22 protein-coding genes and 1 tRNA gene are annotated in these 24342 nt (G+C 63.1%); 22 read left to right on the top strand and 1 reads right to left on the bottom strand.

The window, feature by feature from the left end; translation table 11 throughout:
* Positions 1–6 precede the first annotated feature (6 nt).
* Positions 7–1080 carry a class I SAM-dependent methyltransferase gene (locus U1R88_RS02350; RefSeq protein ID WP_322429805.1) on the bottom strand — a complete coding sequence of 358 codons (1074 nt, stop codon included), beginning with the start codon at positions 1078–1080 and terminating at the stop codon, positions 7–9.
* Positions 1081–1489: 409 nt separating this feature from the next.
* On the opposite strand from U1R88_RS02350, the gene U1R88_RS02355 reads away from it, so the two are divergent.
* From U1R88_RS02355 to U1R88_RS02460, 22 genes are all read left to right on the top strand, one after another.
* Positions 1490–2296, top strand: a complete 807-nt coding sequence (locus tag U1R88_RS02355) for a glycosyltransferase family 2 protein (protein ID WP_322429806.1) — start codon at positions 1490–1492, stop codon at positions 2294–2296.
* A 75-nt stretch (positions 2297–2371) separates the two neighbouring features.
* Positions 2372–2563, top strand: a complete 192-nt coding sequence (locus tag U1R88_RS02360; protein ID WP_068282506.1) for a DUF4089 domain-containing protein — start codon at positions 2372–2374, stop codon at positions 2561–2563.
* A complete protein-coding gene (locus U1R88_RS02365; protein ID WP_068282513.1) occupies positions 2560–3978 on the top strand; it encodes an AtzE family amidohydrolase in 1419 nt (472 codons plus the stop codon). Before U1R88_RS02360 ends, U1R88_RS02365 begins: the two co-directional genes overlap by 4 nt.
* A gap of 129 nt (positions 3979–4107) precedes the next feature.
* The gene (locus tag U1R88_RS02370) at positions 4108–4785 is read left to right on the top strand and encodes a COG3904 family protein (RefSeq protein ID WP_322429807.1); all 678 of its coding nucleotides are present in this window, start codon (positions 4108–4110) and stop codon (positions 4783–4785) included.
* Between the two features lie 96 nt (positions 4786–4881).
* A tRNA-Asp gene (locus U1R88_RS02375) sits at positions 4882–4958 on the top strand.
* A 482-nt stretch (positions 4959–5440) separates the two neighbouring features.
* The gene (locus tag U1R88_RS02380) at positions 5441–5806 is read left to right on the top strand and encodes an NADH-quinone oxidoreductase subunit A (RefSeq protein WP_068282520.1); all 366 of its coding nucleotides are present in this window, start codon (positions 5441–5443) and stop codon (positions 5804–5806) included.
* Entirely contained in the window at positions 5797–6384 is a 588-nt protein-coding gene (locus tag U1R88_RS02385; RefSeq protein ID WP_322429808.1) for a NuoB/complex I 20 kDa subunit family protein, read from the top strand. The genes U1R88_RS02380 and U1R88_RS02385 overlap by 10 nt, the downstream gene beginning before the upstream one ends.
* A gap of 11 nt (positions 6385–6395) precedes the next feature.
* Entirely contained in the window at positions 6396–7007 is a 612-nt protein-coding gene (locus U1R88_RS02390) for an NADH-quinone oxidoreductase subunit C (RefSeq protein WP_068282525.1), read from the top strand.
* 86 nt (positions 7008–7093) lie between these two features.
* Positions 7094–8281 carry an NADH-quinone oxidoreductase subunit D gene (locus U1R88_RS02395; RefSeq protein WP_322429809.1) on the top strand — a complete coding sequence of 396 codons (1188 nt, stop codon included), beginning with the start codon at positions 7094–7096 and terminating at the stop codon, positions 8279–8281.
* A gap of 153 nt (positions 8282–8434) precedes the next feature.
* Positions 8435–9526: an NADH-quinone oxidoreductase subunit NuoE gene (nuoE, locus tag U1R88_RS02400; RefSeq protein WP_322429810.1), complete on the top strand. Its 1092-nt coding sequence runs from the start codon at positions 8435–8437 to the stop codon at positions 9524–9526.
* A gap of 75 nt (positions 9527–9601) precedes the next feature.
* Positions 9602–10903 (top strand): NADH-quinone oxidoreductase subunit NuoF, encoded by a 1302-nt coding sequence (nuoF, locus tag U1R88_RS02405; protein WP_322429811.1) that lies wholly within the window; start codon positions 9602–9604, stop codon positions 10901–10903.
* A 178-nt stretch (positions 10904–11081) separates the two neighbouring features.
* Positions 11082–13160 (top strand): NADH-quinone oxidoreductase subunit NuoG, encoded by a 2079-nt coding sequence (gene nuoG / locus U1R88_RS02410; protein WP_322429812.1) that lies wholly within the window; start codon positions 11082–11084, stop codon positions 13158–13160.
* Between the two features lie 9 nt (positions 13161–13169).
* Positions 13170–14219, top strand: a complete 1050-nt coding sequence (nuoH, locus tag U1R88_RS02415; RefSeq protein WP_322429813.1) for an NADH-quinone oxidoreductase subunit NuoH — start codon at positions 13170–13172, stop codon at positions 14217–14219.
* Positions 14216–14734 carry an NADH-quinone oxidoreductase subunit NuoI gene (nuoI, locus tag U1R88_RS02420; RefSeq protein ID WP_149255045.1) on the top strand — a complete coding sequence of 173 codons (519 nt, stop codon included), beginning with the start codon at positions 14216–14218 and terminating at the stop codon, positions 14732–14734. Before nuoH ends, nuoI begins: the two co-directional genes overlap by 4 nt.
* A gap of 105 nt (positions 14735–14839) precedes the next feature.
* Positions 14840–15448 carry an NADH-quinone oxidoreductase subunit J gene (locus U1R88_RS02425; RefSeq protein WP_068282540.1) on the top strand — a complete coding sequence of 203 codons (609 nt, stop codon included), beginning with the start codon at positions 14840–14842 and terminating at the stop codon, positions 15446–15448.
* A gap of 3 nt (positions 15449–15451) precedes the next feature.
* Complete coding sequence (gene nuoK, locus U1R88_RS02430) at positions 15452–15760, top strand: NADH-quinone oxidoreductase subunit NuoK (protein ID WP_068282543.1); 309 nt, start codon at positions 15452–15454, stop codon at positions 15758–15760.
* Positions 15761–15764: 4 nt separating this feature from the next.
* Positions 15765–17909 (top strand): NADH-quinone oxidoreductase subunit L, encoded by a 2145-nt coding sequence (gene nuoL / locus U1R88_RS02435; protein WP_322429814.1) that lies wholly within the window; start codon positions 15765–15767, stop codon positions 17907–17909.
* Entirely contained in the window at positions 17909–19408 is a 1500-nt protein-coding gene (locus U1R88_RS02440; protein WP_322429815.1) for an NADH-quinone oxidoreductase subunit M, read from the top strand. Before nuoL ends, U1R88_RS02440 begins: the two co-directional genes overlap by 1 nt.
* A 14-nt stretch (positions 19409–19422) precedes the next feature.
* Positions 19423–20853 carry an NADH-quinone oxidoreductase subunit NuoN gene (gene nuoN / locus U1R88_RS02445; RefSeq protein ID WP_068282548.1) on the top strand — a complete coding sequence of 477 codons (1431 nt, stop codon included), beginning with the start codon at positions 19423–19425 and terminating at the stop codon, positions 20851–20853.
* Between the two features lie 13 nt (positions 20854–20866).
* Positions 20867–21622 (top strand): biotin--[acetyl-CoA-carboxylase] ligase, encoded by a 756-nt coding sequence (locus U1R88_RS02450; RefSeq protein WP_322429816.1) that lies wholly within the window; start codon positions 20867–20869, stop codon positions 21620–21622.
* A gap of 183 nt (positions 21623–21805) precedes the next feature.
* Positions 21806–23476 (top strand): ribonuclease J, encoded by a 1671-nt coding sequence (locus U1R88_RS02455; RefSeq protein WP_322429817.1) that lies wholly within the window; start codon positions 21806–21808, stop codon positions 23474–23476.
* Between the two features lie 34 nt (positions 23477–23510).
* On the top strand, positions 23511–24338 hold the full coding sequence (locus U1R88_RS02460; RefSeq protein WP_322429818.1) for a patatin-like phospholipase family protein: 828 nt from the start codon (positions 23511–23513) through the stop codon (positions 24336–24338).
* The last annotated feature ends 4 nt before the right edge of the window (positions 24339–24342 follow it).

Here is a 24342-nt window from a genome sequence, read left to right on the forward strand (position 1 = left end):
CCTCGGTCACGGCTTCGCTTCGAGGATGAGATTGAACGGCGTTTCCGTTGCGCGCCGGAAGCGGGTGAAGCCGGCTTCCGTCGCCACCTTGCGCAGACGCGCCTCGCCGGCCTGGGCACCGAGTGCCAGGCCGACCTCCTGATCCAGCGAAGCCGGCGTGCAGATGACGGTGGAGGCTGCATAGTAGACGCGTCCGACCGGATTGAAATTGTCCTCGAGCCGGTCATTGGCGAAGGGTTCCACCAGCATGCAGGTTCCGTCCGCCGCCATCGTGGACCTGATATGGCGCAAGGCCCCGACCGGATCGCCCATATCGTGCAGGCAATCGAAGAAGCAGACGAGATCGTAGCCGTGCGCCGGCACCGACTTGGCCGTGCTGACCTCGAATGTGACGCGGCCGGCCATGCCGGCAGCCTCGGCAGCGCTCCTGGCATCGTCGATCGAGCCGGGATGATAGTCGAAGCCGTAGAAGCGCGAATTGGGGAAGGCCCGGGCCATGATCATGGTCGAGACGCCGTGCCCGCAACCGATGTCGGCAACGGTCGCGCCTTGCTCCAGCTTTTCCACCACGCCCTCCAGGGCAGGCAGCCATTCCTGCACGAGGTGGTGGCGATAGGCGGTGCGGAAAAAACGGGCCGTGCCGCAGAACAGGCATTTGTCCCGCTTGTCCCAGCCGACGCCTCGGCCGGTGCGGAACGCATCGGAGATGGCGGGTTCGTCTCGCAGGGTTGCGGCGACGAGATCGCCCACGGCGCCCAGGAAGACGGGGCTGTCCTCGTCGGCGAAGACTGCCGCCTGTTCCGGTTGCATGGAAAAGCGGGCAGTTCCGGGATCGTAGACCACATAGTCCGAGGCGGCCTGGGCAGCCAGCCATTCGCGTATGTAGCGCTCGGAGGTATCGGTCTTCTCGGCGAGTTGCTGGGAGGTCATCGGCCCTGCCTCGGCAAGGGCCTTGTAGAGGCCGAGCTTGTCACCGATGAGGAGCAGCGACGCGTTCATCGCAGCACCGACATCATTGAGCATCTTGCCCATGAAGGCGTTGAGTTTGTCCGGGTCTATCGTTCCATTCTGTACGGCCATCGCTGTTCTCCTGTCGTCGAATGCGGCCTGCCGTCGCCGGCATCGGACTCCCTTGGCGATGCGATCCTAGTGTCCTTCGTTTCGAGACAGGTGTGGGGCATCGCTGCCTGACGACAGCAATCCGCGACTTGAACCATGAAAATTGACGACGCTTGAACTGGTTCGATCACGAGACGAAAGCGGAAGGTTTGCATGACGCCGCGCCGGGAACCCATGCCGGCGACGATGACATCTTCGTCCTGGCTGGATCTTTCGTTACAACCCTGATTTGCGCACGACGAATACTACCACAACAGGGTAGAGGCTGCTCCTGGCCATTAGGCGGATGCCGCAGCGTCGGTTCGGACAAAATCTCCGGCTTGCGGCTGATGGGCTGGCCATTTTTCGAGGCTTCGATTAGATCACCGGCATGTCGCCACCCGTACCAGCATCCGGGCAGCCCGGCCTGCCGCCCCTATCCGTCTTCATCATCGCCTTCAACGAGGCTGATCGCATCGGTGCGACGATCGAGGCCGTGCGCGGCCTGACGGATGACCTGATCGTGGTCGACTCAGGGTCGACCGACGGCACGCAGGCGATCGCCGAGAAGTTAGGCGCCAGGGTGATCCACAATTCCTGGCCCGGCTACGGCCCGCAAAAGCGCTTTGCCGAGACCCAGTGCCGCCACAACTGGATCCTCAACATCGATGCGGACGAGGTGGTGTCGCCGCAACTCTCGGCAGAGATCCGCGCCCTTTTCTCGGGTAACGGACCCGAAGCGGACGGGTACGAGATCAGCATCGCGGAAGTCTTTCCGGGGGAAAGGGAACCCCACCCCTGGGGGTACACGCTGGCGCCGGTGCGGCTCTATCGATTCGATCGCGGCCGCTATGCCGATTCGACCGTGCATGATCGCGTGCATTTCAACGACCAGCCGCGGATCGCTCGGCTGAAGGGGCGCATCCATCATTATTCGATCCGCTCGCTCGGTGATGAAATCGCCAAGTTGAACGCCTATACCGAGCAGCAGGCCGAAGATCTCGACAAGAGAGGCAAGACACTCAGCAGCTGGCGAATTCTGACCGAATTCCCTCTCAACTTCCTGAAGGCCTATATTGGGCGTCGTCATTTCGTTCGCGGCCTCTACGGCATCGCGACGGCGACGAACTATGCCTATTTCCGTTTTCTTCGCCTGGCCAAGCATATGGAGCGACGCCGTCTACGCAAACTTCGGTGATGCCGTATCATTTGGCTTGTCTTCGGGAGACGAAGGAGGGACAGTCCGCCTACATCTTTCTCGAGGGGCGATGCGATGAGCGGCAAACCCGAATTCGATGCGCAGGCGGTCATCGATGCGATGGCACCGATGATCGGAATCGAAATCGATCCCGATTTTCGTGAAGGTGTTGCCGCAAATCTGAAACTGACTGCCGATCTGGCACAACTGGTGCTGTCCTTTCCGGTCGAGGATGGCGACCAGCCCGCTGCGGTCTTCGAAGCATGACCAGCCTGCTCGATCAGGGCTGCTCGCCGCAACTGGGCATTCTGGAAATCTCCACCGGCATCCGCAGCGGCCGATTCACGGCCCGTGCTGCGATCGAGCATGCTCTCGCGCGCATCGAACGGCTGGACGGCAGGGTAGGGGCCTTCACGGCGGTGCTCGCCGAGCGTGCGCTGGCGCGGGCCGATGCCATCGATGCCCGCCATGCCGCCGGCAAGCCGGTCGGGGCCTTGGCTGGCGTCCCCTTCGCCGTGAAGAATCTCTACGATATCGCCGGCCTCGTCACCCTGGCAGGTTCCCGGATCAACCGGGACAACCCGCCGGCCACGCGGGATGCGACGCTGATCGAACGCCTGGAGGGGCAGGGGGCGATCTGCGTGGGCGCGCTCAACATGAGCGAATACGCCTATGATTTCACCGGCCAGAACCCGCATGAGGCGCCTTCGCGAAATCCCCATGCTCTCGACCATCTGGCCGGCGGGTCTTCCAGCGGCCCCGCCAGCGCGGTGGCGGCGGGTTTCGTGCCGTTGGCGCTCGGCAGCGACACCAATGGCGCGATCCGCGTGCCGGCCTCCCTGTGCGGGCTGTTCGGCCTGAAGCCGACCTTCGGGCGTCTCAGCCGCGCACGCAGCTTTCCCTTCGTCGCCAGCCTGGACCACATGGGCCCGCTGGCCCGCTCGGCCCGCGACCTCGCCTTCGCCTATGATGCTATGCAGGGGCCCGACCCCGACGATCCGAGTTGTGCCCAGCGCCCGGCGCAACCGGCCCTGTTCGAACTCGGGCGGGGCATCGAGGGGCTTCGTATCGCCGTGGCGGATGGTTACTTCCGCCCGGAGGGCAATCGCGATGCCCTGGAGGCCGTACGGCGCTGTGCCAAGGCACTCGACGCCAGTGAGGTCGTCGAGATCCCCCAGGCGGCCGTCGCCCGGGCAGCGGCCTTCCTGGTCACCATTACCGAGGGCGGGGCGCTCCATCGCGACAGGCTGCGTACGCGTGCCAAGGATTTTGCGCCGGGCGTCCGGGACCGTTTGATCGCCGGCAACATGGTGCCGGCGACCTGGGTGAGCGCGGCGCATCGCTTTCGTCATTGGTTCCGGGCGGAGATGCATCGGATCTTCGAACGAATCGATCTGATTCTAGCCCCGGCCACGCCGTGCCGCGCCCCCAGAATCGACGCGACCACCATCGAGGTCGGTGGCCAGGCCATGCCCGTTCGCGCGAATCTGGGACTGTTCACCCAGCCTATTTCCTTTATCGGGCTGCCTGTGGTCACGGTGCCGCTCTGGAACGAGGGCGAGAAACTCCCGATCGGCGTGCAGATCATCGCCCCCGCCTGGCGGGAGGATCTGGCCTTGCGTGCAGCCTGGGCGCTGGAAACGGCGGGAGTCGTGAGGGCGCCGGTAGCCGATATCGAATGAAGCCCGATCCGTCGGGCCATGGTGCGTTGCGATTTGGCGGAATCGCCAGGAAACGCAAAGGCGCGTAGAACCGAAGAGTGAGAGCAGACAAACGCCACACGCGTTTTGCTCGAAGGAAAAGCGGACATAATGGTGAGTTCTTTGTTGCGTGCCATCGGGTTGGGGGCGCTTGCGCTCGGGCTGTGCTGGAGCGCCCTGTCGCAGCCGGTCTTTGCTGCTGCCATGGATTTCAAGGTGGTGAGCCTGTCCTTCGGCTCCAAATGCGGCAAGCGTTGCCCTGGCGTGATGGTCGCCAATGGCGAGATGACGAGCGGCACGGTGGAGCGTTTCATCGCCTTCGCTCAGCAGGCCTCGAAACTCGGCACCAGCAACGTTCTGATCATCGATTCGCCTGGTGGCCATCTGGTCGAGGGGGTCAATCTCGGCCATGTGCTGCGCAAATTGCGCACGAGCGTCTTCGTCGGGCGCGTCGTCACGTTGGGCGGGCAGACGATTGCGGTCAATGGCTCCTGCATGTCGGCCTGCGTCTATGCGCTGATGGGGGGCAATAAGCGATTCGTCCCCACGGGATCGCGAGTCGGCGTGCACCGCGAATATCTGCCCAACAGTTCCGGCAGCGATCCGCTCTCGGTTCTGCGCAGCACGCGGCGATTCCCCGAAGTGACCCAGATGCTGCGTGCCTATTCGAAAAAAATGGGCGTGAACCCCGCTTTGATCGATCTAGCCGAGCAATATGGCGTCGGAAGCATCCGAATTCTGACGCCTGAGGACATCAAACGCTTTCGGCTGGCCCGCATTGCGAACTGAATTTCGAGTGCGTTGCGAATTGACGCTTGACACTGTGCGGGAGGCCCTCTAATCACCGCGCCACGCCAGCACGGTTCGCCGCCGCTGACGAGAGACGGGGGTGTAGCTCAGTTGGTTAGAGCGTCGGCCTGTCACGCCGAAGGTCGCGGGTTCAAGTCCCGTCACTCTCGCCATTTTGTGACAAAAAGCCAGCCTTCGGGCTGGCTTTTGCATTTTCAGCCCGGCAATATTCGCAAGTGTTCGGTTGCAAGCAGGCACTGTCTTGCAACTCATAACGGCTATGCGCCAAGATCATGCCAGAATCGCCCGATATTCTGCCGCAGTGCGGTAGGAATCTCTTGGCTGGAACGCTTCCAAGCTTGCGCCTCCCATAGCCGTGGTTTAAGGCTCGCTGCAGGTCGTCCACGACGCAGCGTGAAGGTGGTTTTCCAAAGCGCTGTAGAGGGATGACCGGCGTGAGCGCCGCTGTCGAAGCCCGCCCATGCCCGTATCGTCCAAACGTGGCGACCCCGAGTTCAAGCGCTCCCGGTCGATCACAGCTGGAGCAAAGCGCGTTTCAGCGAAAACGCCGCATTGCTCCAACTCTTTGTCTCGACGCGTCTTTGCGATTCTTGGTGAGCTCACCGGGTCGCAAAACGCTATAGGGTTCGTGCTGATGGACAACCTTCTCGCCGGCTATCTGCCGCTTATCATCTTCATCGGGGTCTCGGCCGTCATCGGCTTGGCGCTTCTGGTGGCGCCCTTCCTCGTGGCGTATCAGCGCCCGGATCCGGAAAAACTCTCCGCCTATGAGTGTGGGTTCAACGCCTTCGACGACGCGCGCATGAAGTTCGACGTGCGCTTCTATCTGGTGTCGATCCTGTTCATCATCTTCGATCTCGAAGTGGCATTCCTGTTCCCCTGGGCGATCACGTTCAAGGAAGTCGGCCTGTTCGGCTTCACCTCGATGATGATTTTCCTGGCCGTGCTGACCATCGGCTTCGTTTATGAGTGGAAGAAGGGCGCGCTCGAATGGGATTGAACCTGGAGACATCAGGCGGCACGCTGGTGGCGCCGGCGCCCAAGGGCATCATCGACCCGAATAGCGGCAAGCCGGTCGGGTCGACCGACCCGTTTTTCGTCGACATCAATGCCGAGCTGGCTGATCGCGGCTTCCTCGTTACTTCCGCCGACAACCTGATCAATTGGGCCCGCACCGGCTCGCTGATGTGGATGACTTTCGGCCTCGCCTGCTGCGCGGTCGAGATGATGCAGGTCTCGATGCCGCGCTATGATGTCGAGCGCTTCGGCTTCGCCCCGCGTGCTTCACCGCGCCAGTCGGACGTAATGATCGTCGCAGGCACGCTGACCAACAAGATGGCGCCGGCCCTGCGCAAGGTCTACGACCAGATGCCCGAGCCGCGCTATGTCATCTCGATGGGCTCCTGCGCCAATGGCGGCGGCTACTATCACTATTCCTATGCGGTCGTGCGCGGCTGCGACCGCATCGTGCCGGTCGACATCTACGTTCCTGGCTGCCCGCCCACGGCCGAAGCGCTGCTCTATGGCGTGCTGCTGCTGCAGAAGAAGATTCGCCGTACCGGCACCATCGAGCGTTGAGCGGAGCTGACATGGCAAACTCTGAAACTCTGCAGGGGATCGGCGAGGCGCTCCAGGCTGCTTTTCCGCAAGCCGTCTCCGATGTCCTGCATGCCTTTGGCGAGCTGACCGTCACCACCGATCCCGACAACATCCTGGCTGTGCTCAAGCACCTCAGGGACGACGCCGGAACGCGCTTCGTTTCGATCATCGATGTCTGCGGCGTCGACTATCCGGCGCGCGAAAAGCGCTTCGACGTGGTCTACCACCTGCTGTCGCCGACCAAGAACGTCCGCATACGCGTCAAGGTGGAAACCGACGAGGCGACCCCGGTTCCCTCGGCCGTCTCCCTGTTCCCCGGCGTGCTCTGGTTCGAGCGCGAAGCCTACGATCTCTACGGCATCCTGTTCACCGGCCATCCGGACCTGCGGCGGCTGCTGACCGATTACGGCTTCGACGGACATCCCTTGCGCAAGGACTTCCCGATGACCGGGTTCGTCGAGGTGCGCTGGGACGACGAGGCCAAGCGCGTGGTCTACGAGCCTGTCAGGCTCAACCAGGAATTCCGCAACTTCGATTTCCTGTCACCGTGGGAAGGGACAGAATATGTCCTGCCCGGTGACGAGAAGGCGAAGGCAGGCTGACGCGCTCCCGCGCGCCGGATCAGGACTAGCAAGACTCTCGAAATGGCTCCGAACCAGCTGGCCAACTCGGAAAGTTTGGAAACGACATGAACGACCAACCGCATCTACGCAATTTTGCGATCAATTTCGGCCCGCAGCATCCGGCGGCCCACGGCGTGTTGCGTCTGGTCATGGAGCTCGACGGCGAAGTGGTCGAGCGGGTCGATCCCCATATCGGCCTGCTGCATCGCGGTACGGAGAAGCTGATCGAAGCCAAGACCTTCATGCAGGCCATCCCCTATTTCGATCGGCTCGATTACGTCGCGCCGATGAACCAGGAGCATGCCTATTGCATGGCCATCGAGCGCCTGCTCGGCATCGAGGTGCCCAAGCGCGGCCAGCTCATCCGGGTGCTCTATTCGGAGATCGGCCGCCTGCTCTCGCATCTGCTCAACGTCACCACGCAGGCCATGGACGTCGGCGCGCTGACCCCGCCGCTGTGGGGCTTCGAAGAGCGCGAGAAGCTGATGATCTTCTACGAGCGTGCTTCGGGCAGCCGCATGCATGCCGCCTATTTCCGTGCGGGCGGCGTCCATCAGGACCTTCCGCCCGAACTGATCGACGATATCGAGGCTTTCTGCGACCCTTTCCTCAAGGTCTGCGACGATCTGGAAGGCCTGCTCACCGACAACCGCATCTTCAAGCAGCGCAATGTCGATATCGGCATCGTTTCCCTGGACGATGCCTGGGCCTGGGGTTATTCGGGGGTGATGGTACGTGGTTCGGGCGCTGCCTGGGACCTGCGTAAATCGCAGCCCTATGAATGCTATGCCGAACTCGATTTCGACATTCCGATCGGCAAGAATGGCGACAATTATGATCGCTACTGCATCCGCATGGAAGAGATGCGTCAGTCGATCCGCATCATGAAGCAGTGTTGCGCGCTTCTGCGCGCCACGAGCGGGCCGGTTTCGGCGGCCGACAACAAGGTCGTACCGCCCAAGCGCGGCGAGATGAAGCGCTCGATGGAAGCGCTCATCCACCATTTCAAGCTCTATACCGAGGGCTATCACGTGCCGGCCGGCGAGGTCTACGCGGCGGTCGAGGCACCCAAGGGCGAATTCGGCGTCTATCTGGTCTCGGATGGCGGCAACAAGCCTTATCGCTGCAAGATCCGCGCACCGGGTTTTGCGCATCTGCAGTCGATGGACTGGCTGTGCCGCGGCTACATGCTGGCCGACGTTTCAGCCATTCTCGGTTCTCTCGACATCGTGTTCGGCGAAGTCGATCGTTGATTTTGGGTCGCAACCGGCCTTGAGCCGGTTGCAAAAGCGTCTTGCGATTTGAGGGCATCATCCTGAATTGCAAAGACGTGTCGAAACCAGGAGTGAGAGTGAAAGTGCGTTTGCGAAGACGCGCTTTGCTCTAGCAGTTAAAGAGGAATGCGCATGTCCGTCCGCAGGCTCGCGCCCCAGGAACTCCAGCCGGCAAGCTTTGCCTTCACGTCCGAAAACGAGGCGTGGGTGGAAAAGCAGATTGCCAAATACCCGTCCGGCCGCCAGGCCTCGGCGGTGATTCCGCTGCTGTGGAAGGCGCAGGAACAGGCCGGCGGCTGGGTGTCCCAGGCAGCGATCGAGGTGATCGCGGCGCGCCTGGGCATGGCGAAGATCCGCGTTCTGGAGATCGCGACCTTCTACACCATGTTCAACCTGGAGCCGGTCGGCAAATATTTCATCCAGCTCTGTGGTACCACGCCCTGCCAACTGCGTGGCGCCGAGGCGATCCGCGACATCGTCAAGAAGCGCGTCGGTCCGGAGCGTCACGTGACCGCCGATGGCAATTTCTCATGGCTGGAGGTCGAGTGCCTCGGGGCTTGCTGCAATGCTCCGATGGTGCAGATCAATGCCGATTTCTATGAAGATCTCACCCCCGAGATCATGGAACGCATCATCGATGATCTGGCTGCCGGCAAGGAAGTGAAGCCGGGGCCGCAGAACGGCCGCTTCTCGTCCGAACCGGAGGGGGGAGCGCAGACGCTGACCGATCCGGCGCTCTATGACGGCTCGGTCATCGGCTCCTGGAAGAAGCGCTTCGAGGAAGAGAAAGCCAAGCTGGAAACCGCCAAGGCCGAGGCGGCCAAGGCTGAAGCCGCGAAGGCTGCCGGTACGCCCGCTCCTCCCGCTCCCGTTCCCGCGACGACGGCGGCACCCGTGGCTGCAGCTCCGGCGGCTGCACCTGCACCAGCCGCTCCGGTTTCCGACGAGCACAAGCCGGTCCTGCTGAAGGCCGCTCGCGAGGGCGGGCCGGACGATCTCAAGCTGATCCACGGCGTCGGTCCCAAGCTCGAGGAAATGCTGCACCAGATGGGTGTCTATCACTTCGATCAGATCGCCACCTGGAACGACACCAACCTCGCCTGGGTCGACCAGAATCTCGGCACTTTCAAGGGCAGGGCTCTGCGGGACGGCTGGATCGAGCAGGCCAAGAAATTGGCGACCGGCTGGCGCCCCGAAAACCCGGCCGGCGAAAAGTTGGATTGAAGTGGGCGGGAAGGGCCCTGACGCCGTTCTTCCCATCTGAGCGTTTTAAGAAGTTTCATTATTGACAGGTTCGCCATGCTTGCTGATCGCGACCGCATCTTCACCAATCTCTACGGCCTCCAGTCGCCTGGGCTGCAGGCGGCCATCAAGCGTGGCTCGTGGGATGGTACCAAGCAGATCCTCGAGATGGGCCAGGACTGGATCATCAACGAGATGAAGGCTTCGGGCCTGCGGGGGCGCGGCGGCGCCGGCTTCCCGACCGGCCTGAAATGGTCCTTCATGCCCAAGAAGTCGGATGGGCGGCCGAGCTACCTCGTCGTCAATGCCGACGAGTCCGAGCCGGGCACCTGCAAGGATCGCGAGATCATGCGGCATGACCCGCAGCATCTGGTCGAAGGCTGTCTGATCGCCTCCTTCGCCATGAATGCGCATGCCTGCTACATCTATATCCGTGGCGAATATATCCGCGAGCGCGAGGCCCTGCAGCGCGCTGTCGACGAGGCCTACGAAGCCGGCCTGATCGGCAAGAACAACAAGAATGGTTGGGATTTCGATCTCTACGTGCACCATGGTGCCGGCGCCTATATCTGCGGCGAGGAGACGGCGCTGCTCGAAAGCCTCGAGGGCAAGAAGGGCATGCCGCGCATGAAGCCGCCCTTCCCGGCGAATATGGGTCTGTATGGCTGCCCGACCACGGTCAACAATGTCGAGTCGATCGCCGTTGCTCCCACCATCCTGCGGCGCGGGGCCGGCTGGTTCGCCGGTATCGGCAATCCCAACAATGTCGGCACCAAGCTCTTCTGCGTGTCGGGGCATGTGAACAAGCCCTGCAACGTCGAAGAGGCGATGGGCATTCCCTTCCGCGAGTTGATCGAGCGCCATTGCGGCGGCATCCGCGGCGGCTGGGACAACCTGAAGGCGGTCATTCCGGGTGGATCGTCGGTGCGCATGGTGCCGGCCGAGCAGATCATCGACACGCCGATGGATTTCGACTCGCTGTCGAAGCTGCGGTCGGGCCTGGGCACTGCCGCCGTCATCGTGATGGACAAGTCCACCGACGTGGTGCGCACCATCGCCCGGCTTGCCTATTTCTACAAGCATGAGAGCTGCGGCCAGTGCACGCCTTGCCGCGAGGGCACGGGCTGGATGTGGCGCGTGCTCACCCGCATGGCGGAGGGACGTGCCCAGAAGCGCGAGATCGACATGCTGCTCGACGTCACCAAGCAGGTCGAGGGACATACGATCTGCGCTCTGGGCGACGCGGCGGCCTGGCCGATCCAGGGCTTGATCACCCATTTCCGTCATGAGATCGAAGCGCGCATCGATCAATATGCCGCCAACCCCCACTCCACCCCTGTCCTGCAGGCGGCGGAATAACAGGCCGGCTCCCGCCGGTTGCAACTTATCAGGGCCGGGATCGCCCCCCGTTTCCGGCCTTTCAGAGCGCTGAATTTTCGTTTCTCGATGTTGATCGCGGCACGGAATTTTGCGAAGTCGAGTTTGGAAAGAGTCTGGATTGCGTCTTGTAGTCCAGGCCTGATCGTCAAGGTTATCCATGGCCAAGTTGATCGTCGACGGACAGGAAATCGAGGTCCCGGCGGAGTACACGCTCCTCCAGGCCTGTGAGGTCGCGGGTGCCGAGATCCCGCGTTTCTGCTTCCACGAGCGCCTGTCGATTGCCGGCAATTGCCGCATGTGTCTGGTCGAGGTGAAGGGCGGTCCGCCCAAGCCCACGGCGTCTTGCGCCATGGCGGTACGCGACCTGCGTCCAGGCCCGAACGGCGAGCCGCCGGTGGTGCTCACCAAGAGCCCCATGGTCAAGAAGGCCCGCGAAGGGGTGATGGAGTTCCTGCTCATCAACCATCCGCTGGACTGCCCGATCTGCGACCAGGGTGGCGAGTGCGACCTGCAGGACCAGGCCATGGCCTACGGCGTCGACAAGAACCGCTATGCCGAGAACAAGCGCGCGGTCGAAGACAAGTATATCGGCCCGCTGGTCAAGACAGTGATGAACCGCTGCATCCATTGCACGCGCTGCGTCCGCTTCACCACCGAGGTGGCCGGCGTCTCCGAGCTCGGCGCCATCGGCCGTGGCGAGGATATGGAGATCACCACCTATCTGGAAAAGGCGATGAGCTCCGAACTGCAGGGCAATGTCATCGACCTCTGCCCCGTCGGCGCCCTGACCTCCAAGCCCTATGAATTCCATGCCCGCCCGTGGGAGCTTTCCAAGACCGAATCCGTCGATGTGATGGATGCGGTGGGCTCCGCCATCCGCATCGATGCGCGCGGCCGGGAAGTGCTGCGTATCGTGCCGCGCACCAATGAGCTGGTGAACGAGGAGTGGATCTCCGACAAGACCCGCTTCATCTGGGACGGCCTGCGTACCCAGCGCCTCGATCGGCCTTATCTGCGTGTCGATGGCCGCCTGAAGCCGGTGAGCTGGCAGGAGGCCTTTGCCGCCATCGCGGCCAAGGTGAAGGCGGCCAAGCCCGAGCGCATCGGCGCCATCGCCGGCGATCTCGCCGCAGTGGAAGAGCTGTTCGCGCTCAAGGACCTCATCGGCAAGCTCGGCTCGAAGAACCTCGACGCCCGCCAGGACGGCGCCAAGATCGATCCCGCCTTGGGCCGCGCCAGCTATCTTTTCAACCCGACGATCGCCGGTCTCGAAGAGGCCGACGCAATCCTGCTGGTCGGCACCAATCCGCGCAAGGAAGCGTCGGTGCTGAATGCGCGCATCCGCAAGCGCTGGCTTCGTGGCGCCAAGGTCGGCTTGATCGGCGAGCAGGTCGACCTGACCTACACCTATGATTATCTTGGCGCCGGCCCCGATACTTTGGCCGAGCTCGCCGCCGGCAAGGGCTCCTTCGCCGATCTGCTCAAGGGCGCGGCAAAGCCGGTCATCATCGTCGGTGGCGGCGTCTACGCCCGCACCGACGGCGCCGCCCTGCTGTCGCTGGCCGCCAAGGCTGCCCAGGCGCTCGGCGTGGTCAAGGACGGCTGGAACGGCTTCGGCGTGCTGCACAATGCCGCTTCGCGCGTCGGCGCTCTCGATGTCGGCTTCGTGCCGGGTGAGGGCGGTCTCGATGCTGCCGGCATGGCCAAGGCCGGTGCGCTCGACGTGCTCTTCCTGCTGGGCGCGGACGAGGTCACCATCGAACCGGGCGCCTTCGTGGTCTATCAGGGCAGCCATGGCGACCGCGGCGCGCATCGTGCCGACGTCATCCTGCCGGCGGCTGCCTATCCCGAGCGCTCGGGACTGTTCGTCAACACCGAGGGCCGGGTCCAGCTCGCCAACCGTGCGGCGTTCCCGCCCGGCGAGGCACGTGAGGACTGGGCGATCCTGCGGGCGCTGTCGGAAGCCCTTGGCGCCAAGCTCGGCTACGACTCGCTCGCTGCCTTGCGCAAGGTCCTGTTTGCCGCCATTCCCCATCTCGGCCGCATCGGTGACGTTGCAGCTGCGGATGCATCGGGCGTCACAGCCCTGGCCAATCTTGGGGGGGACTTCGACAAGGCGGCTTTCGCCGCTGCAATCGGCGATTTCTATTTGACCAATCCCATCGCGCGCGCTTCGGCCGTGATGGCGCAGTGTTCGCAGCTCGCCTCGGGCGCGCTGCCGCTGGCGGCGGAGTAAGGACAGGCCATGACGATCTGGGAAACACTCCTGTGGAAGGTGGGCCTGCCGGCGCTGCAAAGCGTGGTTCTGCTGGTCTGCCTGCTTGTCTTCATCGCCTATTACCTGCTGGCCGACCGTAAGGTCTGGGCGGCCGTGCAGCTGCGCCGCGGTCCCAACGTCGTCGGGCCGTTCGGGCTGTTCCAGTCCTTCGCCGACCTGCTCAAATTCGTGCTCAAGGAGCCGGTGATCCCGGCGGGCGCGAACAAGGGCGTCTTCCTGCTCGCTCCTTTCGTCACCTGCGTCCTGGCGCTGGCCGGCTGGGCGGTGCTGCCGGTCGCGGCGGGCACGATGATCGCCGACATCAATGTCGGTATCCTCTATGTCTTCGCCATCTCCTCGCTCGGTGTCTACGGCACCATCATGGCGGGCTGGGCCTCGAACTCGAAATATCCCTTCCTCTCGGCCCTGCGCGCCGCCGCCCAGATGGTCTCGTATGAAGTCTCCATCGGCTTCGTCATCATCACCGTGCTGCTCTGTGCCGGTTCGCTGAACCTCACGGCGATCGTCGAGGCGCAGCACAGCCGCGGTCTCGCCAGCCTGATCGGTCTGCCCTGGCTGACCTTCCTGAACTGGTACTGGCTGCCGCTCTTCCCGATGTTCATCATCTTCTTCATCTCGGCCCTGGCCGAGACGAACCGGCCGCCCTTCGATCTGGCCGAGGCCGAGTCCGAACTCGTGGCCGGCTTCATGGTCGAATATGCCTCGACGCCCTACCTCTTGTTCATGCTGGGCGAGTATGTGGCGATCATGACCATGTGCGCCCTGACCACCATCCTGTTCATGGGGGGCTGGAGCGCGCCGATCGATCTGCCGCCTTTCACCTGGATCCCGGGCTTCATCTGGTTCCTGGTCAAGGTGACCTTCGTGTTCTTCATGTTCGCGATGGTGAAGGCCTTCGTGCCGCGCTACCGCTATGACCAGCTGATGCGTCTCGGCTGGAAAGTCTTCCTGCCGCTGTCGATCGCCATGGTCGTGATCGTCGCAGGCTTCCTCCAGATCACCGGATGGGCACCATGACCGCCGCCAATCCCAGCCGGCCGCGCGTCGGCTTAGATCAGGCCGCCAAGGCCCTATTCCTGAAGGAATTCGTTTCGGCCTTCTTCTTGTCGATGCGCTACTTCTTCAAGCCGAAGGCCACGTTGAACTATCCCTTCGAAAAGGGCCGGCTGTCGCCGCGCTTCCGGGGCGAGCACGCCCTGCGCCGTTATCCCAACGGCGAGGAGCGTTGCATCGCTTGCAAATTGTGCGAAGCGATCTGCCCGGCCCAGGCCATCACCATCGAGGCCGGCCCGCGCGGCAATGACGGCACGCGGCGGACCACCCGCTACGACATCGACATGGTCAAGTGCATCTATTGCGGCTTCTGCCAGGAAGCCTGCCCGGTGGATGCCATCGTCGAGGGGCCGAACTTCGAGTTCGCCGTCGAGACGCGTGAAGAGCTTTTCTACGACAAGGAGCGTCTTCTGGCCAATGGTGACCGCTGGGAGCGGGAGATCGCCAAGAACATCGCCAAGGACGCACCTTATCGCTAGGCGCCGCGCGGACCTGACGGACCGAGTTTGTTTGTATGTGCTTCAGCCAGGCTGAAGCGGTTTGAGACTAGACGGCACGGAAACGGGCCGGAGAGGGGTTTGAACATGAATGTGGCGACAGCCTTCTTCTACCTGTTCGCCTTTGTTTGCGTGGCATCGGCCTTGATGGTCATCCTGTCGCGCAACCCTGTGCATTCGGTGCTCTATCTGATCCTGGCCTTCGTCAACGCGGCCGGCCTGTTCATGCTCACCGGGGCCGAGTTCCTCGCGCTGATCCTGATCGTGGTCTATGTCGGCGCCGTCGCCGTGCTCTTCCTCTTCGTGGTGATGATGCTCGACGTCGACTTCACCGAGTTGCGCCAGGGCTTCCTGCAATATCTGCCGATCGGTTTCCTGGTCGGCCTGATCGTGCTGATCGAGCTCTTGATGGTGGTGGTCGGCTGGGCGATCTCCCCCGGCATCGTGGTCAATCCGCAGACGCAGATCGACACCTCCGTCACCAACACCGAGGCGCTCGGCCGCGTGCTTTACACGCAATATGCCTTCTTCTTCCAGGGCGCCGGCCTGGTGCTGCTGGTGGCGATGATCGGCGCCATCGTGCTGACGCTGCGCCACAAGGAAGGCGTCAAGCGCCAGAATCCGGCCCTGCAATCGGCGCGCACCAAGGCGCAGTCGGTCGAGGTCATCAAAGTTCAGCCAGGGCAGGGGATCTGACACATGGCCGTCGATCTTTCCCATTTTCTCGCTGTCGCCGCCGTTCTCTTCACCATCGGCGTGCTCGGGATTTTCATCAACCGCAAGAACGTCATCGTCATCCTGATGTCGGTGGAGCTCATCCTGCTTGCGGTGAACATCAATATGGTCGCCTTCTCCGCGGCGCTGCACGACATTACGGGCCAGGTCTTCACCCTCCTGATCCTGACCGTCGCTGCCGCCGAGGCCGCGATCGGTCTGGCCATTCTGGTGGCGTTCTACCGTAACCGCGGTTCGATCGCCGTCGAAGATATCAACGTGATGAAGGGCTGAGGGCGTGTATAACGCAATTGTCTTCCTGCCGCTCCTCGGCTTCCTGATTGCCGGCCTCGCCAACATGCTGACCTGGCGCCTGGCGCCGGCCGATGCTGCCGAGACCTCCGGGCATGGCCATGGCGACCATGCGCATGGTGGTCACGGGCACGACGCACATGGCCACGAAGCACATGGCCATGACGACCACGGTCATGACTCCCATGCTCACGACGATCATCACGCCGTCGAGGAATCTCCGCATTCGCCCGGCAAGATCCGTTTTGCCGAATACATCACGACCGGCCTGCTGTTCGTGTCCTGCCTGCTGTCCTGGGTCGCCTTCATCAATGTCGGCTTCAACGGCGCCACCGCTTCGGTTCCGGTCCTCGACTGGATCCATGTCGGCAAACTGCAGATCGACTGGGCCCTGCGCGTCGATACGCTGACGGCCGTGATGCTGGTGGTGGTCACCACCGTGTCCTCGCTCGTCCACCTCTATTCCATCGGCTACATGGAAGAGGATCCTTCGCGGCCGCGCTTCTTTGCCTATCTGTCGCTGTTCACCTTCGCCATGCTGATGCTGGTGACCTCCGACAATCTGGTGCAGATGTTCTTCGGCTGGGAAGGCGTAGGCCTGGCCTCCTATCTCCTGATCGGTTTCTGGTACAAGCGCCCCACGGCCAATGCCGCCGCCATCAAGGCCTTCGTGGTCAACCGCGTCGGCGATTTCGGCTTCTCGCTCGGCATCTTCGCGGTGTTCGTGATCTTCGGCCAGGTCGGCTTCGAGGGCATCTTCAAGGAAGCCGCCAGCAAGGCCGAGACCAGCATCCACTTCCTCGGCTATACGTTGCCGGCACTGGAAGTCGCCTGCTTCCTCTTGTTCATGGGAGCCATGGGCAAGTCGGCGCAGTTCCTGCTGCACACCTGGCTGCCGGACGCGATGGAAGGCCCGACGCCGGTTTCCGCGCTCATCCATGCCGCCACCATGGTCACGGCGGGCATCGTGATGGTGGCGCGCCTGTCGCCGCTGTTCCAGCATGCCCCGAATGCGCTCGCCTTCGTCACCTTCATCGGTGCCACCACGGCCTTCTTCGCTGCCACGGTCGGCCTGGTCCAGAACGACATCAAGCGCGTCATCGCCTATTCGACCTGTTCGCAGCTCGGCTACATGTTCGTGGCGCTGGGCGTCGGCGCCTACAATGTCGGCGTGTTCCATCTGTTCACCCACGCCTTCTTCAAGGCGTTGCTCTTCCTGGGTGCCGGCTCCGTGATCCATGCCATGCATCATGAGCAGGACATGCGGCATATGGGCGGCCTGAAGTCGAAGATCCCGCTGACCTATTGGGCGATGATCATCGGCACCCTGGCGCTCACCGGCTTTGGTGTTCCCTTCACCCAGATCGGCTTCGCCGGCTTCAACTCCAAGGACGGCATCATCGAGGCCGCCTGGGCTGCCTATGCCGAAGGCGGTCGCCTGATCCCGCTCTATGCCTTCTGCATGACGGTGATCGCGGCCCTGATGACCTCCTTCTACTCCTGGCGCCTGATCTACATGACCTTCCATGGCCAGACCCGGGCCGATGCGCATACCTATGACCACGCGCATGAATCGCCGATGCCGATGATGATCCCGCTGGCGGTACTGTCGGTCGGCGCGGTGATCGCGGGCATGGTGTTCCACCATTCCTTCGCCACCGAGGAAGGGCTGGAGCATTTCTGGCGCGAGGCGGTTTCACTGGGCGAGGGCACCAAGATCCTCGAGGGCATGGAGCATGTTCCGTGGCTCGTCCATCTGGCGCCTTTCGCGATGATGGCCATCGGCTGGGCCACGGCCTATTACATGTACATCGTCAAGCCCTCGGTGCCGGCGGGCATCGCTGCCCGCAATCCGCTGCTCTACAACTTCCTGCTCAACAAGTGGTATTTCGACGAGTTGTATGACTGGGCCTTCGTCCGCCCGGCCAAGTGGCTCGGCCGCTTCCTGTGGAAGAAGGGCGATGGTGCCGTCATCGACGGTCTCGGCCCCGACGGTGTCTCCGCTCGCGTCGTCGACGTCACCCGCGGCGTCGTCAAGCTGCAGACCGGCTATCTCTATCACTATGCCTTCGCCATGCTGATCGGCATTGCGGCCTTGTTCACCTGGTCCATGCTCGGAGGCACGCACTGATGTCCTGGCCGGTTCTTTCCGTCACGACCTTCCTGCCCTTGGTGGGCGTGGTGCTGATGCTCGTGCTTCGGGGTGACTCCGAAAGCGTGAAGCGCAATTCGCGCATCATCTCGCTGTGGACCACCATCGCGACCTTCGTCGTCTCGCTCTTCCCGTTGTTTGCCTTCGATCCGACAAACACCAGCTTCCAGTTCGTCGAGAACACCAACTGGCTCGGCGGCACCACGGGCGGGGCGATCAACTATCGCATGGGCGTCGACGGCATTTCGCTGCCCTTCGTCATCCTGACCACCTTCCTGATGCCGTTCTGCATCCTCGCCTCCTGGCGCTCGATCCAGAACCGCGTGCGCGAATACATGATCGCCTTCCTGGTGCTGGAGACGCTGATGATCGGCGTGTTCTGCGCGCAGGACATCGTGCTGTTCTACCTGTTCTTCGAAGGCGGCCTGATCCCGATGTTCCTGATCATCGGCATCTGGGGCGGGCAGCGGCGCATCTATGCCAGCTTCAAGTTCTTCCTCTACACGCTGCTCGGCTCGGTGCTGATGCTGATCGCCATCATGGCGATGTATTGGAATGCCGGCTCCTCGGACATCGCCGTGCTGCTCAAGCACCCGTTCCCGGTGCAGATGCAGACCTATCTGTGGCTGGCTTTCTTCGCCTCCTTTGCCGTGAAGATGCCGATGTGGCCGGTGCACACCTGGCTGCCCGACGCCCACGTGGAAGCCCCGACGGCGGGTTCGGTCATCCTGGCCGGTATCCTCCTGAAGATGGGCGGCTACGGCTTCATCCGCTTCTCCCTGCCGATGTTCCCGGCGGCCTCCGAATATTTCGCGCCGCTGGTGTTCACCCTCTCCGTCATCGCGATCGTCTACACCTCGCTGGTGGCGCTGATGCAGGAGGACATCAAGAAGCTGATCGCCTATTCGTCGGTCGCCCATATGGGCTTCGTCACCATGGGCCTGTTCTCGATGAACGAGCAGGGCGTGCAGGGTGCGATCTTCCAGATGATCTCGCACGGCATCGTCTCGGGTGCGCTGTTCCTCTGCGTCGGCGTGGTCTATGACCGCATGCATACCCGCGAGATCGCGGCCTATGGCGGCCTGGTCAACCGCATGCCCTGGTATGCGCTGGCGCTGATGGTGTTCACCATGGCCAATGTCGGCCTGCCCGGCACCTCAGGCTTCGTCGGCGAGTTCCTCACGCTGGTGGGCGCTTTCTCGACCAACACCTGGGTGGCCTTCTTCGCCACGTTCGGCGTGATCCTGTCGGCGGCGTATGCGCTTTGGCTCTATCGCCGTGTCGTCTACGGCGCGCTGGAAAAGCCGAGCCTAGCCGGCATCGCCGACCTCACCGGCCGGGAGTTCATCATCCTGGCCCCGTTGGTGCTGCTCACGATCTATTTCGGCGTCTATCCCAAGCCGATCCTGAACATGAGCGAAGCCGCCGTCACCCATCTCATCCAGGCGGCGAAAGCTGCCAGCGTTGCGCTTAACTGATCCGAAGGCGAGCCATGTCTGCTTCTGAAATTGCAACGGCGCTTCCGGAAATCGTTCTGGTCCTCGGCGCCATCGCCTTGCTGATGATCGGTGTCTTCTCGGCGCCGCGCGGCTACGGCCTGGTCACCACGCTTTCGGTGGTGCTGCTGGCCGTCGTCGCGGTGCTGGTGGCCATGAGCACCGATGGCAAGGCCTTCAACGGTTCCTTCAGCGTCGATGCCTTCGCCCGCTTCACCAAGATCCTGGTCCTGATCGGCTCGGGAACGGCGATCGTGATGTCGAGCGACTTCCTGCGCTCGCGCGGCATCGAGAAGTTCGAATATCCGGTGATGATCCTGCTGGCCACCACCGGCATGATGATGATGCTGTCGGCCAACGATCTCATCGCCCTCTATATCGGGTTGGAATTGCAGTCGCTGGCGCTCTACGTCATCGCTTCCATCCATCGCGACGACCTGAAGTCCACCGAGGCGGGCCTGAAATATTTCGTCCTCGGTGCGCTCTCCTCGGGCATGCTGCTCTATGGCGCGTCGCTGATCTACGGCTTTGCCGGCACCGTGTCGTTCACCGGCATCGCCACCGCGGTGCAGGGGCATGTCGGCCTCGGCCTGGTCTTCGGCATCGTCTTCCTGCTCGCGGGCCTGGCCTTCAAGATCTCGGCCGTGCCCTTCCATATGTGGACGCCCGATGTCTATGAGGGCGCCCCCACCCCGGTGACTACCCTGTTCGCCGGCGCGCCGAAGATTGCCGCCATGGGCCTGCTGGTCCGCGTGATCATCACCTCCTTCCCGGCGGCCCTCGCCCAGTGGCAGCAGATCGTGGTGTTCATCGCCATCGCCTCGATGGCTCTCGGCTCCTTTGCCGCCATCGGCCAGAGCAACATCAAGCGACTGATGGCCTATTCGTCGATCGGCCATATGGGCTTTGCCCTGGTCGGCCTGGCGGCGGGTACCTCCGAGGGCGTGCAGGGCGTGCTGATCTATCTGGCGCTCTATCTGGCCATGACCATCGGTACCTTCGCCGTGATCCTGTCGATGAAGCGCAAGGGCGCCTATGTCGAGAGCGTCAGCGATCTTGCCGGCCTGTCGAGCAAGCAGCCGATCATGGCCTATGCGCTCGCTGCGCTGATGTTCTCGCTGGCGGGCATTCCTCCGCTCTCCGGGTTCTGGGCCAAGTGGTATGTGTTCGTCGCCGCCGTGCACCAGGGCCTGTGGCCGCTGGCAATCCTCGGCGTGCTTTCCAGCGTGGTGGGTGCCTTCTATTATCTGCGCATCATCAAGGTGATGTTCTTCGACGAGCCGGCCGAGGAGTTCGAGCCGATGTCGGCTTCGCTCGCCGGCGTGCTTGCCATCGCAACCGTCGTGACGGTGTTCTTCATCGTCTGGCCGACGCTGGTGACCGGTCCGGCCGCGGCGGCGGCCGCCTCGCTCCTGCCCTCGGGCTGATGCGCCCGGGGCAATGAAACTCGGAGCAGGGGCACAGGCGGCAGGCTTCCGTCATCTTCACTTCGACTCGATTGGTTCGACCAACGTCGAGGCCCTGCAGCGCGGCCAGGATCGCCTGTGGGTGACGGCCGGCCAGCAGGTCTCCGGCAAGGGGCGGCGCGGCCGTCCCTGGAGTTCCCCGCAAGGCAACCTCTATGCCTCGCTGCTGCTGGTCGATCCCGCCGAGCCGAGGCGGGCCGCCGATCTTTGTTTCGTTGCCGCCCTCGCGCTCAGCGATGCGGTGCTTGCAACCGCACCGCGCGCTGCTGCGGCGCTCGCCTTGAAATGGCCCAATGACGTCTTGATCGGCGGAGCCAAGCTTGCCGGTATCCTGGTCGAAGGCGCCCATGCCGGCGGCGGCTTTTCGGCGGTGATCGGTTGCGGGGTCAATATCGCCAGCCACCCGGAAGGCACACCCTATCCGGCCACGCATCTGGCGGCGAGCGATGCCGCCATCAATGTCGAGACCTTTTTTGCCGCCTTGACGGATGGCTTTGCCCGGCGCCTGGAGCAATGGCAGCGCGGCGCCGGCTTTGCCGCCATCCGCGAGGCCTGGCTGCAGCGTGCCGCCGGCATCGGACGCCGCATCGTGGTGCGCTTGCCCTCGGGTGACATCGATGGCGTGTTCGAAGCACTCGACGCTGAGGGCGTGCTGATCCTGCGCGACGATGCCGGGGCGCGGCGCGAAATTTCGGCAGGCGAGATCTTCTTTCCGGGCCTGATCCCTTGAGCAAGGCGCGTTCTGGGGAAACGCTCTTTAGCCCGAATGCTTTCGTTCGACGCGTCTTTGCGGTTCTTGGTGATTCCGCCGGATCGCAAAACGCTTTAATTCATCCGATTCATGAAGAGTTTGGCTGCCCTCGCTGCAGCCCGATGCGAATAATGGGGCCTGCGCGCCCGTAAGGAACCAGACATGGCACGCGATACCACCGACCTCGTCTTCTGCGCCCTGGGCGGCATCGGCGAGATCGGCATGAACATGGCGCTGTACGGCTATGGCCCGGCGAACAAGCGTCAATGGCTGATGGTCGATTGCGGCGTCTCATTTGGCGACGATAGCCTGCCCGGCGTCGACCTCGTGATGCCCGATACCCGCTTCATCGAAGCCCAGCGCAAGAATTTGACAGGCATCGTGATCACCCATGCGCATGAAGATCATTTCGGCGCGCTCATCCATCTGTGGCCGAAGCTCCAGGTGCCCGTCTATGCCACCAAGTTCACCGCGGCCTTGCTGGAAGCCAAGCGACTGCACGATCCCGATGCCCCCAGGATCGATCTGCGCATCATCCCCTCCCGCGCGCGGTTCAACCTGGGGCCGTTCGACGTCGAACTGATCAATGTCGCCCATTCCATTCCGGAGTCGAATGCGCTGGCGATCCGTACTCCCGCCGGCATGGTCGTCCACACCGGCGACTGGAAGATCGACGAGACGCCGGTGATCCCGCCCACGACCGATGCCGAGCGGCTGAAGGCACTGGGCGACGAGGGGGTGCTGGCCCTGGTCTGCGATTCCACCAATGCGATCCGCGACGGGCGTTCGCCCTCCGAGCGCGACGTCGCCAAGAACCTGGCGGAGATCATCGCCGCCAAGAAGGGCAGGGTGGCAGTGACCACCTTCGCCTCCAATGTCGGGCGCATCCGCTCGATCGCCGAAGCCGCCATGGCGAACGATCGCAGCGTGGTGATCGTCGGGCGGGCCATGGAGCGGGTCTGCCAGGTCGCGCGTGAATGCGGCCTGCTCGACGGCATTCCCGATTTCCTTTCGCCGGAAAGCTACGGTTTCCTGCCGCGCGAGAAGGTGGTTTGCGTGCTCACCGGCAGCCAGGGTGAGCCGCGCGCCGCGCTGGCACGCATCGCCCGCGGCGAACACCCCGAGGTGACCCTGGCCAAGGGCGACACGGTGATCTTCTCCTCGCGCACCATCCCGGGTAATGAGAAGGCCGTCGGCAACATCATCAACGGTCTCGTCAAGCAGGGTGCGGAGATTGTCACCGACCGCAACCAGCTCGTGCATGTCTCCGGCCATCCGCGGCGCGGCGAACTCACCGACATGTATCACTGGACGCGGCCGAAGATTGCCATTCCCGTGCATGGCGAAGCCTGGCACCTGGCCGAACATGCCGAACTCGCCCGTTCGCTCGGCGTGCCGGAAGTCGTCGCGGCTGGTGACGGCCAGATCATCGCGCTGCGCGAAGGTGATACCAAGGTGGTGGACGAGGCACCGACGGGGCGCATCTGCCTCGACGGTGACGTACTGATCAATGCCTCCGAGGAGACCATCCCCCAACGCCGGCGCCTGTCCTGGTCCGGTGCTGTCTCGGTTGCGCTCGCTCTGTCGGACAAGGGCGAGATCGTCAACGAGCCGGATGTGAAATTCTCCGGCCTGCCGCTACGCGTCGGCGACGGCCGCCTGATGGACGACGTCATCGCCGACGCCGCCTTGCTGGTGATCGACAGCCTGCCCAAGCCCAAGCGGCGCGATCCGGACGCGGTCGAACTGGCCGTGGAGCGCGCGGTGCGTTCGGCCGTGAATGCGGTGTGGGGTAAGAAGCCGGTTTGTCATGTGATCGTGCTGGTCGTCTGATAGCCGGCCAGGGTTCGCAGGATGGAACCTCGCCGTGACAGATGCAGATCGAACCCGCACCCGCTGTACCCGCAAACCCGTCGATGCCGAGGACGAGCGCAACGGTTTTCAGCGTATCGCCCTGCTATTGCAGGGCGGAGGCGCGCTCGGTGCCTATCAGGCCGGCGCCTATCAGGCGCTTGAGGAACGGGGCGTCCAGCCCAACTGGATTGCCGGCATATCGATCGGTGCCATCAACGCTGCCCTGATCGCCGGCAACGCCCCCGGCGAACGCGTCGCCAAGCTCCGGCGTTTCTGGGAGATGGTGAGCGACCCGCCCTTCGAGCCGGCTCTCGAATGGGTCCGCCTGTTTGCCCGGGAAGGCGATCGCCAGCACAGGCTGGTGAACCAGCTGCTGGCCGGCCAGGTTCTATTGAAAGGGGCGCCGAAATTTTTCGAGCCGCGCTTTCCGCCGCCCTATTTCATGCCGGCCGGCTCCGTCGGCGCCACCAGCTTCTATGACACCGCCCCTTTGAAGCAGACTCTACTGCAACTGGTCGATTTCGATCGGCTCAACAGTGGCGAGACACGCTTTGCAATCGGGGCGTTCAACATCGCCAGTGGCAATTTCGCCTATTTCGACAATGGTAACGGCGCGGCGCGCATCACGCCGGAACATATCATGGCAGGCGGCGCTTTGCCGCCCGGCTTTCCGTCGATCGAGATCGAGGGGCAGTTCTACTGGGATGGTGGCCTGGTCTCCAACACGCCGTTGCAGTGGATCCTGGAGCAGCAGGATCTCGATACACTCGCCTTCCAGGTCGACCTGTGGAGCGCCCGCGGTGACATTCCAAAGGACATGGCCGAGGTCGAGGTCCGGTAGAAGG

Origin of the sequence: Labrys sedimenti (genome assembly GCF_034424805.1) — a bacterium.
GTDB lineage: Bacteria > Pseudomonadota > Alphaproteobacteria > Rhizobiales > Labraceae > Labrys > Labrys sedimenti.